We start from the raw sequence: 17,851 nt of genomic DNA, 5'->3' as shown, positions 1-17,851 counted from the left end.
CCATGACCGCCGGCGGACGATGGTTAAAGTTTTGCTTGCGTAGTGAAAGTCTAGGCCCGTCAGCGCGATCCGGCGGGAAATCTGCCCATCGGATGTCGACGGCAGTTGAGCAAAATTCATACCGGCCAAGGCTCAACTAAACTGTATTCAGAGCCACTCCACGACTCTCCCGGAGGGTCAAGTGAACACGCGTTGCTGTGCAGTTGCGTTGCTGTTGGCGTTGAGCGGACCGGCCTGCGCCGCCGACACGGTTGTGTTGCTGGTGCCCAACCCCATCGGGATCTGGCTGATCACCTTCGGCCTCGCGTTCCTGATCGCTGAGGCGGCCCTGCCCAATTACGGCGTAATCGGCCTGGGCGGCATCGTGATGTTCGTGATCGGTGCGGTGATCCTGTCCAATACCGAAGTGCCCGTGCCGTTGATGATCGGCCTGGGACTGGTCAGCGCACTGTTGCTGATCTACCTGGTGTTTCACGCCCTGAAGACCCGACCGCGCCACACCGTCAGCGGTGATGCCGGGCTGGTCGGCAGCGAAACGCTGGTCACGTCAGTGCAGCTCGGCAACGCCTATGGCGGCTGGGTTCATCTGCAAGGAGAACGATGGCAAGTGCTCAGCGCGACGCCGCTGCAACCCGGGCAACAGGTGCGGGTGGTGGGGCGCAAGGGCTTGCTGCTGCAAGTGGCCGCGGCTGACGCGGCGCCGGGCGGAGAATAGTCATGGGTTTGCAATTGGGTCTTGTCGCGCTGCTATTGTTGACCATCGCACTGGCGGGGTCGACGTTCCGCATCCTGCGCGAGTACGAGCGCGGGGTGGTGTTCCAGCTCGGGCGCTTCTGGCAGGTCAAGGGCCCTGGCCTGATCCTGCTGATTCCGGTGGTCCAGCAGATGGTCCGGGTCGATTTGCGCACCGTGGTGCTGGACGTGCCGCCGCAAGACGTGATCACCCGCGACAACGTGTCGGTCAAGGTCAACGCGGTGCTGTATTTCCGCGTACTCGACCCGCAGAAGGCAATCATCCAGGTCGAGGACTTCCTGGCCGCCACCAGCCAATTGGCGCAAACCACGCTGCGGGCGGTGCTGGGTAAACACGAACTGGACGAACTGCTGGCCGAGCGCGAACGGTTGAACCTGGACATCCAGCAAGTACTCGACGCCCAGACCGACGCCTGGGGCATCAAGGTCGCCAACGTCGAGATCAAGCACGTGGACCTCAACGAATCGATGATCCGCGCCATCGCCAAGCAGGCCGAAGCCGAACGGGAACGGCGAGCCAAGGTGATCCACGCCGAAGGCGAATTGCAGGCCTCGGAAAAACTCATGCAGGCCGCCGAAATGCTTGGCCGCCAACCGGGGGCCATGCAGCTGCGCTACATGCAGACCCTGAGCTCGATTGCCGGCGACAAGAGCTCGACCATCGTCTTTCCACTGCCGATCGAGTTGCTCAAGGGCATGGCGGACTTGTCATCGAAACCCTGAAAGTTGCGATGACGCCACTCATTGTCCGGTATTGCCGGACAGGTACAACCTCGCGGCAACACCACCGGCCTTCATCTGACGAGCGATATGCCATTGCACCGGCAACGGTGCGAACTCGTCAGGTACGTCGGCGGTACTGATCAGCCAGGTTCGTCCCGTGCCCTTTGGCAGGTCGCTCAAGTGGTCCAGATACACGTCTGGCATCGTCAAGGTACCGAAACCATAGTCGTTCGGCCGGCTCGAAGTGCCATCGGCCCGTGGCGGGGTGTAGAGCAGGGGCTGGGTACTGGTGCGGTTGTAGTAGACGTAACTCAAGTACCAGAGCATGTCACTGGTAACGATCCGGTCCCCCGGCTGAAAATGCAGATTGACGTCTTCCACCAGGACGTTGACCTGATCATGGACGTCCACCGTCGCGTTGTTTTTCAGGCCCACCAGTTCAACACCGACAAACAGGACCAGCACCGTCAGGGCCAGCACCCGGGAACCGGAGTACAAGCGGTCGATTGCCAATGCCGCCAACAGCGGCAGGCCAAGGGCATACGCGGTGAGATAGCGCTCGATGAATATCGGCGAAAAAAACGACACCGCAAACACCAGCAGCATCGGGACAAAGGTGAAGACCGCGAGCAACGCACTGCCGCGGAACACGCTTCGATCACGTGCCAGCGCCACCCACACCAACAACGGCAAGGCCAGCGGCAAGGCAATAAATACCAGGGGAGGCAGGGTTTCTCCGTCGTCCTGGGTCAGCAACGACCAGACCATCGACGGTAAGGAATCCAGGCTGACGGGCAGTTCCCAGCCAACATCGCCATTGGCCTTCAGTTGGTCCAGGTGCCGTAGCAGGTCGACGAACCCCGGCAGCCACGGCAGATACAGCGCCACGATAGCCACATTGGCCAGCCACCAGTCACCCCGCTGGATGTGCCGCAGACGATGCCCCGGCTGCACGCGGATGATCCCCAGGTACAACCAATGGCAGAGCACGCACAGGGCCGTGAAGTAATGGGTGTAAAACGCCGCGCTCATCAGCACGACATAGATCACCAGATAGCGCCGGCGCTGCGGCTTGCGGATCCAGTACACCAGCGCAATGGTTGCCCCCAGCAACCACAGCCCCAGCAGCGAATACATTCGCACTTCCTGGCTGTAGCGCACCGCCGTGGGCAGCAGGGCCAGCAGGACGCCGGCGAAGATCGCGGCACGGCGGGTGGCGAGCCGATCGACCAGCCACACACCGAGCCCGACCGAGGCAATCCCCGGCAGGGCACTGAGGCAGCGGATCGACAATATGCCGTCGCCAAACATCGCGATCCAGCCGTGCAGCAACATGAAGTACAGCGGCGGGTGCACGTCGTAGGCGGCGTGCAACCAGATGTCAGGTAATGAATAACGGGCCAGCAGCAGGCTGGAACCTTCGTCGCCCCAAATCGCGGCAGCGGTCAGATCGTAAAAGCGCACTAGCGCGGCCAATACCAGAATCGGCACTAGCCAATACTCTCGCGCCCAGCGGATCAACGGTTGCGCGCCCCTGGCGAAACCAGGATTGGCGTGCGGTCCCTGAGTGTCGCCCATCGGCGTTTCTCTGCGCGCCTCCATTGCCTCCCCTTGCGACGTTGAGTGAAGAGCCAGATTGTTTGCGCATCACTTTAGCCCTTCAAGCCGAGCAACGTCGATGCTGACCCGATAATGAAGCGATAGCCGGCGGCTGCACCGTCAGCGCTGCGCCGTCTCAGCCAACGGATACACCGACTCCCAACCGCCACCCAACGCCTTGTACAACCCGACGGCCGCCAGCGACACGCCGGTCGAGCTCTCGACCCACTGCTCCTGCGTCGCCAGCAACGCCCCTTGCACGGTGAGTACGGTGACGAAATCCACCACACCCTCAACGTACTGTTGTTGCGCGGTGTCCAGAGCAATGCGGTTCTGGCGCACGGCTTCGGCCAGGCTGTCGCGACGCAACTGGCTGGCGTTGTAGGCGGTCAGTTGGTCATCGATTTCATGCCAGGCGCGCAGCACGGTTTGCTGATAGGCGATAGCGGCTTCCTGTTGTTGTGCTTCACGCAACTCGAGCACGCCCCGCAAGCGGCCTCCGTCGAACAACGGCAAGCTCAATTGCGGGCCGATCCCGAACGAACGCGAACCCCAGGAGCCGAAATCGCTCAGTTGCATGGCCTGGGAACCGATGTTCCCCGACAGGGTGATTCGCGGATAGAAATCGCCCTTGGCCACGCCAATGCTGGCAGTGGCGGCATGCAGCCGTGCTTCGGCCTGGCGAATGTCCGGCCGACGTTCAGCCAGTTGCGAGGGCAAGCCAATGGCGACCTGACGCGGCGTTTGTGGCACTGGTGCGTCTGTGGATAACTCCGCCGCCAATGCCTGGGGCGGTTCGCCCATCAACAGACTCAAGGCGTTAATCAGTTGCCACTGGCGCTGCTCCAATGCGGGCAGGCGCGATTCGATGGCCGCCACCTGTGCGGCGGCTTCGGCGACATCCAGGTCCGTCGCGACGCCGTCGGCCAGACGCAGTTGCGAAAGTTTCAGGCTATGGCGGGCGACGTCGAGATTCTGCTCGGTGACGAGCCGGGTGTTCTGCACACCGCGCAACTGAATGTAGTCCTGGGCGGTTTCAGCCAGCACCGACAGCAGCACGCCGCGTCGGTCGTTCTCGGCGACTTCCAGGTTGGCGTCGGCGGCTTCGGTTTCCCGCCGCACGCGGCCCCAGAAATCCAGCTCCCAGGAGGCGGAAAAGCCGGCATCCCACAGGTTGAAGGCGGATTGGCCGTTGTGTCCTGACGGGTCGTTCAAGCCTTCACCGCTGTTGCGATTGCGTCCGTAACGGCCGCTGGCGGCCGTGTTGGGGTAACGCTCGGCGGTGATGACCTGACGCACTGCACGACTTTGCTGCAAGCGGCTGCCGGCCAGCTTCAGGTCGAGGTTGTCGGTCAGGGCACGCTGGCTCAGGGCCGAGAGTTTCGGGTCGTGGAACACTTCCCACCAGCGCTCGGCCATCGTTTCGGTGACAGCCTGGCTGGCGGCTGCCTTTGATGGTTTCGACCATTCGGCGATTGGCTGTTCCTCAGGCTTCTGGAAGTCCGGGCCGACGGTGCAGCCGCTCAATGACAGCAAACCCAGCCCGATAGCGAGTGCCTGAATGCAGTACCTGTGGCGAGGGAGCTTGTCGGATCGCCGCACCGTCCCGTTCGAGTGCGTAGCGCTCGTCGATTTCGGGTCCGCTTCGCTGCCCAGCGGGGGCAAGCTCCCTCGCCACATGGATGGGGACTTACCCACGCTCATCGCTGAGTCACCTCACGCGCAGACAACGCATTGCTGCCGGTATCGATACTCGCCTCCACCGACATCCCCACCCGCAAACGCTCGGCCAGCGACTGTCCCGGCTCCAGCACAATCTTCACCGGTATCCGCTGCACCACCTTGGTGAAGTTGCCGGTGGCGTTGTCCGGTTTGACCGCGGCGAACGTCACCCCGGTGGCCGGTGCAATGCTTTCGACACGACCGTTCAATGCCGCACCGCCCAGACTGTCGACGCGCACCTGTACAGCCTGCCCCGGCTGCACATCCGTCAGTTGGGTTTCCTGGAAATTGGCCATCACGTAAGCCTGCGCCAGCGGCACTACTGCGAGGATTTTGCTGCCCGGCGTAACGTAGGCGCCGACCCGCACCGCGCGTTCGCCGACCATGCCATCCTGTGGCGCGACGATCCTCGTATAGGACAACTCGTAGCTGGCCATTTCCAGCTTCGCTTGCGCCCGTTTCAGTCCCCCTTCGGCTGCATCGCGCTGGGCGGTGAGGATCTCCACCTGCTTGCGTTCCGCCGCCAGTACCGCCTTGGCATTGGCCAATCGTGCCGAAGCCTGGTCGATGCGCGTTTGCGCCTGTTGCGCATTTTGCACCGTGCCGGCGCCCACCCCGGCGAGGTGGTTGTAGCGGTTCAATTCATGCTCGGCAAAGGCCATTTCCGCCTTGGCCGAGACCACCGAGGATTGCGCCTGGGCAATCACCGACGCCTGGCGCTCGAGGGTCGCCCGGGCGTTTTGCAGTTGCGCCCTGGCCACCAGCGTTTCGGCATCGGCGGCCTCGGCGGCTGCGCGTAAATCCCGGTCATCGATCAGCGCCAACAACTGCCCGGCCTTGACCTGCTGGTTGTCCTCAACCAGCACTTGCTTGATAAACCCGGCAACGCGAGGCACGACCAGGGTGAAATCCGCCGAGACATAAGCATCGTTGGTGTTCTGCTGGGTACGCTTGCCGAACAGGCCGGGCATCGCCAAGTACAGCAACACGCCGGCGGCCAATGCGGCGGCCACGGCAACCGCGACTTTCTGCTTTGCTTGAGTGTTCATAAAAACCTTCTGTATCAGTGGAGCATTCAGGTCGGTGCGCGCGGCGGAAAGATCCGCGTCGGCAGCCAGAAAATCAGCAGGATCAAGGTCACGGCGATACCGGCCATGCACAGGTAAAGATCAGAGGAAGTGAGCACCACCGCTTGCTCATGCAGACGATGAGCGAGGCTTGCGCTGTCGCGCTCGGCCAGCGGCGAGTTGCCGAGGCGATCGACCAGCATGGTCGAGTGAAAATGCAGGCGTGCCGTGGTCAACGACTCGATCACCCCGGTGGCGATGACCGCCGACAGGCCTTTGACGGTGTTGAACCAGGCCGATGCAAACGGCCCCTCCATCGGGTTGATGCTGCCGGTGGACAGCATCAGCAGCGGCAACACCGCCATGGGCTGACCGAAAATCTGCAGCCATTGCAGCACATAGAAATCATCGCGAATCCACGCGGAGGTCAGTTGCGAGCCGCCGACGCACGACAGCGCCAGCATGCTCAGGCCGATGCCCAACACCCAGCGGCAATCGACCCAGCGAAAGTTGCACAGCGCCGCCACCAACGGCAGCGCAATCAATTGCGGCAGCGCCGCCAGCAGCATGATCGGCGCAGTCTGCACCGGGCGATAACCCTGGACCTGCGCCAGGTAGCTGGACGGAATAATGATCACCGCCTGCAACACCACCAGCACGCCCGCCAGGGTCAACAGGGCGAAGGACAGATTGCGGATACCGAGCATCTGCATCTTGAAAAACGGAATCGGCTGCGACCACTCGCCGCTCAAAAACAGCACCAGTAGCAACAGCCCGCCACCGAGCAATCCGCAGATCAGGTTCGACTCGAACCAGTCCAGGCGATTGCCCTGCAGGATGCCGATCACCAGCATGCAGATGGCGGGAAAACCCAGCAGAACACCGCGCCAGTTGAAGGACTTGAAGCGCTCCAGACGCAGGGGGTCCTGGGGTAAGCCATACGCCACTGCGGCCGCGGCAATCAGGCACGGCGCGATGATTTGCCAGAAGGTCCATTGCCAGCCGACATACTCGGTCCACAACCCGGCCAACGGCGTGCCCAGGCCCGGACCGAACGTCGCCGTCAGGGCATAACCGGCCAGGCCATACAACTTCACATTGGCGGGCAAAAACCGCAGGGCCACGGTCATCAGCATGGGTGGCAATGCACCGCCCGCCAGGCCTTGCAGGGTGCGCAGCAACAACAGGCTTTCGTAATTTGGGGCGAAGGGGCACAACACACCCAGCAGGGTGAACAGGCCGATGGCGCACAGGGTGAAACGCCGCAACGAGAACGTCACCGCACACCACGGCGCGAAGGCCATGGCCGCCACGGAAGTCGCGGTGTAACAGGCGACCAGCCAGGTGCCTTCGTCGTAGCCGATGGCCAACGCACCACGGATGTCGGCCAGGGCGACTTTGGTCACCATCTCGTTCAGGCCCGACACCAGCACCGCCAGCAATACGCCAATCAGGCCGATGATGATTCGAGGGCCGAAGACGGGTGGAGCGGCTGCCGTACTGGCCGCAGCGACGGGTGCCGGGGCCGTGAGGGAAGTCATGTATGCAAGCTCCGGCGTGGAAAGACCGAAGCATTCTAGGAAGCGTGATGCCTGACGAAAATCAACTTATTGGCAGGTTATAAGTGCGCCAGACGCAATGATGAGAGGCCTCTGTGGGAGCGAGCCTGCTCCGGGCGGCGTTCCGACGAATGCGGTTTATCACTCAACATTGATGCCGACTGAACCAACGCCTTCGCGAGCAGGCTCGCTCCCACAGGGTTTTGCGTTCACCTCAGTCCGGCTGCGCGGCCAGCCACGTCTCATCGCAACACGCCTTGAGCGTTTCCCGCAGCCAGCGGTGGGCCGGATCCTTGTCGAAACGCGGGTGCCAGGCCTGGGTCAGCATCAGGGTCGGCAACGGGATCGGCAGGTCGAACGAGCGCAGCTTCAGACCGAGCCGTCGCACGCTCAGCAGCGCCTCTTTGGGCACCGGCAGAATCAGGTCGGAATCGGGCAAGGCAAACATCGCCGCATGAAAGCTCGGCGCGATCACCGCCACCCGCCGCTCCAGCCCCAAGGCATTGAGCGCGGTATCGATCGGACCCCGGGCAATGCCACGCCGGGACATGCTGATATGGGAATAACCGGCATAGCGCTCTGCCGTGATCTCTTCTTCCAGCAGCGGATGATCCTCGCGCACCAAACCAACGAAGTGGGTGGAAAACAGGTTCTGAATCTTCACTTCCGGCGTCAGCGGCCGGGTGTTGCTGATGCTCAGATCGATCCGCCCTTCGCGCAACGCCTCATCATCGCCATCGCCTTCCGGGACGAAACGCAATTCGCAGTGCGGCGCCTGCCGGTCAAGGGTGTCGAACAGCTTGCCGCCGTAGACGCCGACAAAGAAGTCGTTGGCCCGAATACTGAAACGCCGCCGCAGCGAACTCAGCTCCACCGCATCGGCCGAACGAAACAGCAACCCGGCCTGCTCCACCACACTGCGCACCTGCTCGCGCAATTCCAGCGCCTTGGGGGTCGGCACCAGGCCACGCCCGGCGCGCACCAAAATCGGATCGCCAATGGCTTCGCGGATGCGCGTCAACGTCCGGCTCATGGCCGCCGGACTCAGGTTCATCCGCCGCGCGGCGCCCACCACACTGCCCTCGTCGAGCAAGGCGTCGAGGGCGACCAACAGGTTCATGTCTGGCAATTGCATTGCGAGTACTCGTGTCTGATCAGGATTGACTCAGACGCAATGCTAGCAAACATCACCGAACCATCCCCCAGCGTTTCACCGTCACCCGCTCCAAGGAATCAAACACCAGATTCTCCACCAGCAACCCAATCAGAATCACCACCGCCAACCCGGCAAACACCTTATCCGTATACAGCTCATTGCGATTCTGAAAGATGTACCAGCCCAACCCGCCCTTGCCACTGGTCGCACCGAACACCAACTCAGCCGCAATCAACGTACGCCAGGCGAACGCCCAGCCGATTTTCAGCCCGGCGAGGATTGACGGCAGTGCCGCCGGAATCAGGATGAACAGCACGAAACGCATGCCCTTGAGGCCGTAGTTGCGCCCGGCCATGCGCAGGGTTTCCGAGACGCCGAGGAACCCGGCGTAAGTGTTCAGCGCCAGCGCCCAGAGCACCGAATGCACCAGCACGAAAATCAGGCTGTTCTGGCCTAATCCAAACCAAAGCAGCGCCAGAGGCAGCAGGGCGATGGCCGGCAAGGGGTTGAACATCGAGGTCAGGGTACTGAGCAGATCGCGACCTAATTGCGTCGACACCGCCAGCGTGGTCAGGGCAAACGCCAGGACGATGCCGATCAGATAGCCCTTGAGCAACACCACCAGGGAAATCCACACCTTGCCCAGCAATTCACCGCTGAGCAGGCCGTCATACAAGGCGTGTGCGGTTTGCACAAAACTCGGCAGTAGCAGGTCGTTGTTTTGATACCGGGCAACAGCTTCCCACAGCACTGCGAGCAAAATCAGGATCAGGCTTTTGCGCAGCCAACCTTGCTGCCACAGTCGTTGGCCGAGGGGTAACTCGCGCTCCAGCGGCACGCTGGTCAGTGGCTGCAAAACCGTTTCGAACTCTTCACGCGGGGATGATAAATGGCTCATCGGGCCCTCCTCTCAACTGGCTCAATAAGCGATGCGGATGTCGGCGAAATCCAGTTCATGCTCGGCTTGAGGTGATTGGCTTTCATCGAACAACAACCGATGAATACGCCGTGCCGATTCCTGAAACGTCACACCGCCGAGGCTGTGCAAATCGTATTGATGGCTGTGGACTTCCGCCCTCACCCGGCCCGGATGGGGTGACAACAACAGAATGCGATTGCCCACCACCAGCGCCTCTTCGATGGAGTGCGTGACGAACAGCAGCGTGAAACGCACTTCCTCCCAGAGCAGCAATAATTCTTCCTGCATCTTGCGTCGGGTCAGGGCATCGAGGGCGGCGAAGGGTTCATCCATCAACAGGATTTTCGGCTGCATCGCCAGCGCCCGGGCAATGGCTACTCGCGCCTTCATGCCACCGGACAAGGTGTGCGGATAAGCATCGGCAAACGCCGCCAGGCCGACCTTTTCCAGATAGTGCAGCGCCCGCTCTTCAGCCTCCCTGCGCTTGAGGGTTTTCGAGGCCAGCAGCGGAAACATCACGTTCTGCTTCACGGTTTTCCACGGCGGCAGTTGATCGAACTCCTGAAACACCACGATCCGGTCCGGTCCCGGCGCATCGACGCGCTGGCCTTGCAGACGGATCTCGCCTTCCACGGGCTGGATGAATCCGGCGGCGGCTTTGAGCAATGTCGACTTGCCGCAGCCGGACGGCCCGAGCAGGACAAAGCGGTCCGCCGGATCGATCTCGAAACTGACTTGATGGGTTGCCCGCACCACCCGCTGCGGTGTGCGGTATTCGAGGCTGACGTTATCGACCGACAGCAGCGCCTGGGCTGCCGCGATCGGTTTGCTGACCGTGTGGCCTTGCAAAGGGGCGTTCATTTCGGTCAGCTCCCTTGCAACGGCTTGGCGTCCTGGAAGAAGTAATCCTTCCACGAATCCGGTTTGTTTTTGATCGCGCCGACGCGGTAAAGGAACTCGGCCAACGGGTAAGTGTTTTTCGGCGTGACGCTGAATTCGAACTGTGGGTTGTCGATGATTTTCAGCAACGCGGCGCGGTCGATCTTGGCTTTGGTAACGCGGATGTAAGTATCGGCTGCAGCGCCTTTATCGTTCTGCGCGAATTGCGCCGCTTCGGTCAGCGCATCAATGAATGCCTTGTAGGTTTTCGGGTTCTCGTCGCGGAATTTCTCGGTAGCGAACAGCACCGTCGGCGAGTTCGGACCGAGCAGGTCATAGGTGTTCAGCACCACGTGCACGTTAGGATTGGCCAGTTCCTGATCCTGGAACGGCGGGTTGGAAAAGTGCCCGCTCAACTCGGTGCCGCCGGCCACCAGCGCAGCCGTGGCATCAGGATGTGGAACGGCGATGGTGTATTTGTCGAGGCGATTGAAGTCCTTGTCACCCCACTGTTTGGCCGCCGCATATTGCAGGAAGCGCGACTGCACGGACACGCCCACCGCCGGCACCGCGATGCGGTCCTTCTCGGTGAAGTCGGCGATGGTTTTGACCTTGGGATTATTGCTCACCAAGTAGTACGGAAAGTTGCCGAGGGAAGCCACGGCTTTTACGTTCTGCTTACCGTGGGTGCGATCCCAGATGGTCAGCAGCGGGCCGACACCGGCGCCGGCAATGTCGATCGAGCCCGACAGCAACGCATCGTTGACCGCTGCACCGCCGGAGAGCTGGGTCCAGTCAACCTTGATGTCGATACCTTCCTGCTTGCCGTACTTCTCGATCAGGTTCTGATCGCGCACCACATTGAGCAGCAGGTAAACGATGCCGAACTGTTCGGCGATGCGGATTTCACCTTCGGCGTGGGCCACGGTCGGCGCCACCAGGCTGCTGGCGATCAGGCTGAAACCCAGGCCGATGGCGGCGGCCAGCGGTGCGAATGGAAGACGTTTGGACATGATCAGATCTCCGACAAATCAGAAAGGCGCGTCGCCCTGGATGGTGGTGCGATACAGCTTGCGGCGCAGATGGCTGGGGCATCCGGCGGCGAGGTGGATCAGCGAACGGTTGTCCCAGAACACCAGGTCATGGGCCTGCCATTGATGGCGATAGATGTTTTGCGGCAACACGCTGTGGGCATAGAGCTCGGTCAGCAGTTGCTGGCTCTCGTCCTCCGGCAGGCCAACGATGCGGGTGGTGAACCCCTCGCTGACGAACAACGCCTTGCGGCCGTTTTCCGGGTGGGTACGCACGACCGGGTGCACCACTTCGGCGACCTGGGCGAGTTGCTCAGGGGTCAGGGTCGGGCGCCAGTTGCCTTCGAATTTGGTCTCGCTGTAACGCGCCGTGTAGGAATGCGCCGCCGAGCGACCTTCCACCGCTTTGCGCAGCGCGTCGGGCAGGCTGTCCCAGGCTTTATGCATATCGGCGAACAGCGTGTCGCCGCCCTCGGACGGCAGCTCCTGGGCATGCAGCATCGAACCCAGACTCGGCAGTTCTTTGTAGGAGAGATCGGAATGCCAGAACTTGCCGGCGTCGCCGAGGCCGATGTTCTGGCCATTCTCGACGATGTTGGAAACGATGAGGATTTCCGGATGGTTCGCCAGCAGAAACTGCTTGAGCACGTGGATCTGCAACACACCAAAACGGCGGCTGAAATCGATGTGCTGTTCGGGGGTTATGCGCTGGTCGCGGAACACCACTACGTGATGATCCAGGTGCGCGCGGTGAATGCGGGCGAAGTCCTGGTCGTTGACCGGGCGGGTCAGGTCCAGGCCGATGATTTCGGCACCGACGGCACCGCTGAACGGGCGAATTTCGAAGGTTTGCGGCGCGGCAGTCGCGGCGCTTGGGGTGGCAGTAGCTGCGGACATCTTTCAATCTCCCACGCACGGCGCGCTCACGGGCGCGCACGTCGATCAGAAACTCACGCTGGATTGCGTGTTGGTTCAGGTCGTGCGGCGCGCCGATTGGTCGGCAGGTACGCAGGCGAGTGACTTTAAAGCTATAAGAATTGTAAATTAAATACCGTTAATGAATAACGATATGGCGGATGGTGAGGAATGGACGGGGTGGTGAGTGACGATTTGTGTCACTTCTGAGCGTAATGTGGCGATTTCACTGACGCCATCGCGGGCAAGCCCGCTCCCACAGGTTTTTGTGTCGGGCACATATTTGTGTTCCAGCAGAGAACCCTGTGGGAGCTGGCTTGCCAGCGATGAGGCCAGAAAGGCCACTGAAGATCTAGCGCTCGTGCAGCGCCTCGGCCCGCGCGCGGATGATTGGCTTGAGCAGGTAGCTGAGGACGGTCTTCTTGCCGGTGATGATGTCCACGGAAGCCACCATCCCCGGAATGATCAGCAATGGCTTTTCATCGGTACCCAAGTGGCTGCGGTCGGTGCGCAGCTTGATGATGTAGTAGGTGGTTTTCTTGTCTTCATCGGTGATGGTATCGGCGCCGATCTGCTCCAGCCTGGCCTTCAACCCGCCGTAGATGGTGTAGTCATAGGCGGTGAATTTCACCGTCGCTTCCTGCCCCGGATGCAGGAACGCGATGTCCTGCGGGCGGATCTTCGCCTCGACCAGCAAGGTGTCGTCCAGCGGCACGATTTCCACCAGGTCGCTGCCCGGCTGGATAACCCCGCCGATAGTATTGACCAGCAACTTGTTGACGATGCCCCGCACTGGCGAAGTGACCAGCGTACGGCTGACCCGGTCTTCCAGGGCCTTGCCGGTGGCCTGGGCCTTGTTCAGGTCGGTGCGTGCTTCGTTGAGTTGGGTCAGGGCTTCGCTACGGAACTTGCCGCGGGTTTCATCGACCTTGCGCTGCACTTCCTTGATTGCCGATTCGGCACGCGGAATGGCCAGGGTGGTGGCGTCGAGCTGACCACGGGTCTCCGCTTCGGCACGCCTTAGGCGCAAGACTTCCACCGGCGATACCGCGCCCTGGGCCACCAATGGCTCAGACATGCTGATTTCCTGACGCTGGAAGCCCAATTGCTGGCGATACTGCGCCTGCTTGGACGTGAATTCGCGCAGCTCTTGCTGGCGCTGGATCAGCTGCTCCTGCAAGCCGCCAATCTCGTCGTGCAACTGTTGGCGGCGGCTTACATAGAGCGATTCTTCGCTCTTGGCCTGACCCGGCACGGCCTTGAGCACATCCTCGGGGAAGTTCAGCGGGCGATCTTCGACCTCGGCGCTCAGGCGTTCGACCCGCAGCAGCATCGACAGCCGATCGGCCTCGGTTTCGCCAACGTTCGAAGCAAATCGAGTGTCGTCCAGGCGAATCAGCGGTGCGCCAGCCTCGACGATCTGGCCTTCCTTGACGAACAGCTCGGCAACGATACCGCCTTCAAGGTTCTGGATTTTCTGGATCTTCGACGATGGGATCGCCTTGCCGTCGCCCTTGGTCACTTCGTCGATCACCGCGAAATTGGCCCAGAGCATCAGGAACACAAAGAAAGCGATAATCGCCCAGATTGTCAGCCGCACCACACGTGGTGCATCCTCGATCAGCGCCTTGTTGACCTCAGGCAGCGGCTGACCCTGAAGCGAAGCAGAGCCTTTGAAGTAGCGACGGATCGAATCCTTACCCGACTTAAGCAACACTGATCTGCCCCTTCTTCAACGCTTCCATCACCGCGGCTTTCGGACCGTCGGCGAGTATCTGCCCGCGGTCGATCACGATCAGCCGCTCCACCAGCGACAACAGCGATGCCCGGTGCGTCACCAGCACCATGGTCTTGTTTTCGATCACCGCTGCCAGGCGCTGCTTGAGGCGTTCTTCGCCGGTGTTATCCATGGCACTGGTCGGCTCGTCGAGCAGCAGGATCGGCGGGTTGAGCAATAACGCACGGGCCAGGGCGACGTTTTGCCGCTGACCGCCGGAGAGGTTCTGCCCGCGCTCGCCGACTTGCAGCTCATAACCCTGCGGATGCAGGCGCGCATATTCGTGGACGCCGGCCAGTTCTGCGGCTTGCAGCACCAGTTCGTCCTCGACATACCGCGCGCCGGAAACCAGGTTGTCGCGCAAGGTGCCAGCGAGTAACTGGATGTCCTGAGGCACGTAGCCGATGTTGTAGCGCAGCTCGCTGACGTCGATCTGGCGGATATCCACACCATCGACCAACAGCGCGCCGTCATCCGGCTGATACAGCCCCACCAGCAGTTTCGCCAGCGAGCTCTTGCCCGAGCCGCTTCGGCCAATGATGCCGACCTTCTCGCCGGGACGAATCGACAGGTTGATATTCTTCAGCGCCAGGTTCTGCTGTTGCGGGTAGGTGAAGTTGAGCTGGCGGCACTCAATGCCGCCCTGTAGCACCTTGCGGCTGAGCGGACGCTCTTCGAAATTGCGCTCCTGGGGCAACTCCATCATCTGGTCGACCGAGGTCATGGTCACCCGCGCCTGCTGATAGCGGGTCAGCAGACCGGACAGGGACGCCAGCGGGCTAAGCGCACGGCCGCTGAGCATGTAACAGGCAATCAGGCCGCCCATGCTCAGGTGACCGTCGATGATCTGGTACACGCCGAAGACGATCATGATCACCCCGGCCAGTTGCTGGATCAGCAAGGTGATATTCATCGCCAGGCCGGAGAGCATTTTCACCCGCAATTCAAGACGACTGAGGGTACCGATGGTCTGCTCCCACTGATACTGGCGTTCGCTTTCGGCGTTGTTGACCTTCACCGCATCCAGGCCGGCCAGAGTTTCGATCAGGCTCGACTGACGCTCGGCCCCCAGCGCCATGGTCCGCTCCATGGTCGCTACCAGGGGTTTCTGCAAGGCGTAGCCGATGGCCAGGGCAATCGGAAATGCCAGCACCGGTATCCACACCAGATGCCCGCCGAGGATCGCGATGACGATGAAAATCAGGAGGGTGAACGGCAGGTCGATCAGGCTGGTGAGGGTCAGCGAGGCGAGGAAGTCGCGCAGGTTCTGGAACTCATGGATGTTCTGGGCAAAGCTGCCGACCCGCGCGGGCCGGTATTTCATGGCCATGCCGACGATGCGCTCGAACAGCGTGGCCGAGATGATCAGGTCGGTTTTCTTGCCGGCCAGATCCAGGCACAGGCTGCGCAGGCTTTTCAGGATCAGGTCGAAGAGGTAGGCACCCGTGATGCCGAGTGCTAGCACCCAGAGCGTCGCTTCGGCCTGGTTCGGCACGACGCGGTCGTAGACGTTCATCACGAACAACGGCGCGGCCATGGCAATGATGTTGATCAGGAAACTGGCGGCGATGGCGTCGACATACAACCAGCGCGAACGCTTGAGAGTGTCGCGGAACCACGAGCGCGCACGCGGAATCAGCGTGCCGTGGTTGACGTCGAATTTGTGCTGCGGCTGGGCGAAAAAGACCCTGCCGGTGTAGTCGTCGGCCAGCAGCTCACGGCTGACCAGGGACTCGCCGCCATCGCTTTCGCTGAGCAGCACCCGTAGCTTATCTTCGCCTTGCCAGCCAAGCAGGACGGCACTGCGACCGTCCTTGAGCAGCAGCAATGCCGGCATCGCAATCGCCGGAATATCCTCCAGCTTGCGTTGCAGCACCCGACCTTGCAGCCCCGCGCGAGCTGCCGCACGTGGCAGCAACTCGACACTCAAGCGCTGCTCGGGCAGCGGCAGGCCGGTGGTCAGCATTGCCGCGCTGGCAGGCTTCTGGTGCAGCATGCAAAGAGCGAGCAGACCATCCAGCAGCGGATCGTCATGCAACGCGCGCGGATCATGAATGAGTTGACCCCGACTGACTTCTGATTCCACGCTCGGCACTCTTGGCTAACAATTGAATAATGAAGGTCCTGCTCAATTCATACCGGGCAATTGGACCTTGGGCTTCACATCGTTTTGCACAACGGATGCCAATGGTGCGACCACTCCCTGGCTCTTGAGCAACTCGCCCATGGTCGCTTTGATTCGGTACTGCGTAAATAACTGAGTGTTCCTGATCTCCGCCAGACGACGAGAGGAGGTAAACAGTTCGTTCTCGCTGTCGAGCAAATCGAGCAGGGTGCGCTCGCCGAGGCTGAACTGACGCTGATAAGCGGTACGCACGGCGGTGCTGTGATCTACGTATTGCTGGGCGATCGGCACCTGTGCGTTGGCATTGTTCAGGGCGTTCCAGGCCAGGCCCAGCTCTTCATTCAATTGGCGCAGGGCGTTATTGCGGATGTCCAGCGCCTGATTCGACAGGTAAGCCTTGGACTCCAGATCGGCTTTGTTGCTGCCGCCGGAATACAGGTTGAAGCGCATGCGCAGCATGGCTTGCCATTCGTTGTTGTGGCCGTTCTGACCATCAATGTCGTTGTCCGCGGTACGGCCCAACTCAGCATCGAAGCGTGGGTAGAACGTCGACTTGGCCGTGTCGTACTGCTTCTCGGCAGCGGCGATATCGGATTCGGCCGAGCGCAGGATCGGGCTGTTTTCCAGCATCTGCGCACGGGCTTCATTCAGGTTGGCCGGCATCAGCGCCATGAAACTCGCCGGGCGCTCCAGTTGATCGGGCATCTGGCCGACAGCGGAGAGGTAGTTGGTTTCGGCGTCAGCCAGGTTGGTCTGCTCGGTGATCAGGTTGTTGCGCGCCTGGGCCATCCGCGCCTCGGCCTGGTCGAGGTCGGCGCCACTGCCAACGCCACGCTGGGTACGCAGCTGGATCTGGTCGTAAATGCGTTGGTGGCTCTTGAGGTTGTCCTCGGCCAGACGCACGAATTCGCGGCGGGTCAGCACGTCGAGATAAACCTGGGCCACGGTCAGCCCGGTACGCTCGGAAGTACTCAGCAGCGAATAGGCGCGGGAGTTGACGGCGGCTTGTTGACGCCCTACTTCGCTGGACGTCGCAAAACCGTCAAAAACCATTTGGGTCAGTCGCAAACTGGACTCACTGCGATTCAGGGTTTCCCAGTGCTTGTTGCTGCTGCTGTCCGTGCGCGTCGTCACACTATCGGTGCCTTCACGACCGTAACCACCCAGCAGGTCGACCCGTGGCAGGTATCCACCTTTCGCAGCCTTCAACTGATAGTCCGCAGCCAATCGGCTGTTGACGCCTGCCTGGACCTCCGGATGGACATCCAGCGCTTGTTGCATGGCGTCTGGCAAGGATTGCGCCTGAACAAAAGACGCGACGAGGGCGAAAGGTATAGCCATGAACAAAGGCGAACGCATTGTAGAAATTTCCCAGAACTTCTTGTCTTGAATCACAGCAAAAGAACGTGCTGCGTCGGAAGATCGCAAGCGGAATGACCGTATGTCGGAAAGTTCAAAAGCGGAACTGGATCACATACCGAGGACAGGTCACCACTGAAATATCAATGTGACATTACTGGGACGATTGTTTAGGATGACCTGCAGAAGGTCAATAGTTTGGCATAAAGTTAATAGCGAAAAATCATAGCCAAATTATTGACGAAATAATGCGTCAAACTTGTGCAT

Annotated in this window: 14 protein-coding genes; 2 read left to right on the top strand and 12 right to left on the bottom strand. The window is 61.1% G+C overall.

Going from position 1 to position 17,851, the window contains the following annotated elements; genetic code table 11:
* The first annotated feature begins 181 nt into the window (after positions 1-181).
* Both AC3ITY_RS00705 and AC3ITY_RS00700 read left to right on the top strand, forming a co-directional pair.
* On the top strand, positions 182-715 hold the full coding sequence (locus tag AC3ITY_RS00705; RefSeq protein ID WP_489307092.1) for an NfeD family protein: 534 nt from the start codon (positions 182-184) through the stop codon (positions 713-715).
* Between the two features lie 2 nt (positions 716-717).
* Positions 718-1,476, top strand: coding sequence for a slipin family protein (locus AC3ITY_RS00700; RefSeq protein ID WP_489307091.1), 759 nt, complete (start codon positions 718-720; stop codon positions 1,474-1,476).
* A gap of 18 nt (positions 1,477-1,494) precedes the next feature.
* Here AC3ITY_RS00700 and AC3ITY_RS00695 read toward each other — a convergent pair whose 3' ends face one another.
* From AC3ITY_RS00695 to AC3ITY_RS00640, 12 genes are all read right to left on the bottom strand, one after another.
* Positions 1,495-3,078, bottom strand: a complete 1,584-nt coding sequence (locus tag AC3ITY_RS00695; RefSeq protein ID WP_489307090.1) for a glycosyltransferase family 39 protein — start codon at positions 3,076-3,078, stop codon at positions 1,495-1,497.
* 117 nt (positions 3,079-3,195) lie between these two features.
* Positions 3,196-4,779, bottom strand: coding sequence for an efflux transporter outer membrane subunit (locus AC3ITY_RS00690; protein ID WP_489307088.1), 1,584 nt, complete (start codon positions 4,777-4,779; stop codon positions 3,196-3,198).
* Positions 4,776-5,846, bottom strand: coding sequence for an HlyD family secretion protein (locus AC3ITY_RS00685; RefSeq protein ID WP_489307086.1), 1,071 nt, complete (start codon positions 5,844-5,846; stop codon positions 4,776-4,778). Before AC3ITY_RS00685 ends, AC3ITY_RS00690 begins: the two co-directional genes overlap by 4 nt.
* 26 nt (positions 5,847-5,872) lie before the next feature.
* On the bottom strand, positions 5,873-7,405 hold the full coding sequence (locus AC3ITY_RS00680) for an MFS transporter (protein WP_489307084.1): 1,533 nt from the start codon (positions 7,403-7,405) through the stop codon (positions 5,873-5,875).
* 232 nt (positions 7,406-7,637) lie between these two features.
* Positions 7,638-8,558 (bottom strand): LysR family transcriptional regulator, encoded by a 921-nt coding sequence (locus AC3ITY_RS00675; protein ID WP_489307083.1) that lies wholly within the window; start codon positions 8,556-8,558, stop codon positions 7,638-7,640.
* Between the two features lie 52 nt (positions 8,559-8,610).
* Complete coding sequence (locus AC3ITY_RS00670; RefSeq protein ID WP_489307081.1) at positions 8,611-9,477, bottom strand: ABC transporter permease; 867 nt, start codon at positions 9,475-9,477, stop codon at positions 8,611-8,613.
* A gap of 21 nt (positions 9,478-9,498) precedes the next feature.
* Positions 9,499-10,359, bottom strand: coding sequence for an ABC transporter ATP-binding protein (locus AC3ITY_RS00665; protein WP_489307079.1), 861 nt, complete (start codon positions 10,357-10,359; stop codon positions 9,499-9,501).
* Positions 10,360-10,364: 5 nt separating this feature from the next.
* Positions 10,365-11,390, bottom strand: coding sequence for an ABC transporter substrate-binding protein (locus AC3ITY_RS00660; RefSeq protein WP_489307077.1), 1,026 nt, complete (start codon positions 11,388-11,390; stop codon positions 10,365-10,367).
* Positions 11,391-11,408: 18 nt separating this feature from the next.
* Positions 11,409-12,305 carry a TauD/TfdA dioxygenase family protein gene (locus tag AC3ITY_RS00655; protein WP_489307076.1) on the bottom strand — a complete coding sequence of 299 codons (897 nt, stop codon included), beginning with the start codon at positions 12,303-12,305 and terminating at the stop codon, positions 11,409-11,411.
* Between the two features lie 370 nt (positions 12,306-12,675).
* On the bottom strand, positions 12,676-14,040 hold the full coding sequence (locus AC3ITY_RS00650; RefSeq protein WP_489307075.1) for an HlyD family type I secretion periplasmic adaptor subunit: 1,365 nt from the start codon (positions 14,038-14,040) through the stop codon (positions 12,676-12,678).
* Complete coding sequence (locus AC3ITY_RS00645) at positions 14,030-16,186, bottom strand: type I secretion system permease/ATPase (RefSeq protein ID WP_489307073.1); 2,157 nt, start codon at positions 16,184-16,186, stop codon at positions 14,030-14,032. Before AC3ITY_RS00645 ends, AC3ITY_RS00650 begins: the two co-directional genes overlap by 11 nt.
* A 42-nt stretch (positions 16,187-16,228) precedes the next feature.
* A complete protein-coding gene (locus tag AC3ITY_RS00640) occupies positions 16,229-17,584 on the bottom strand; it encodes a TolC family outer membrane protein (protein WP_489307072.1) in 1,356 nt (451 codons plus the stop codon).
* Positions 17,585-17,851: the final 267 nt, after the last annotated feature.

The sequence above is a fragment of the Pseudomonas sp. GL_091 genome (assembly GCF_057837725.1).
Note: the sequence above shows the minus strand (reverse complement) of the source record. Positions and strands in the feature narration are given on the sequence as shown.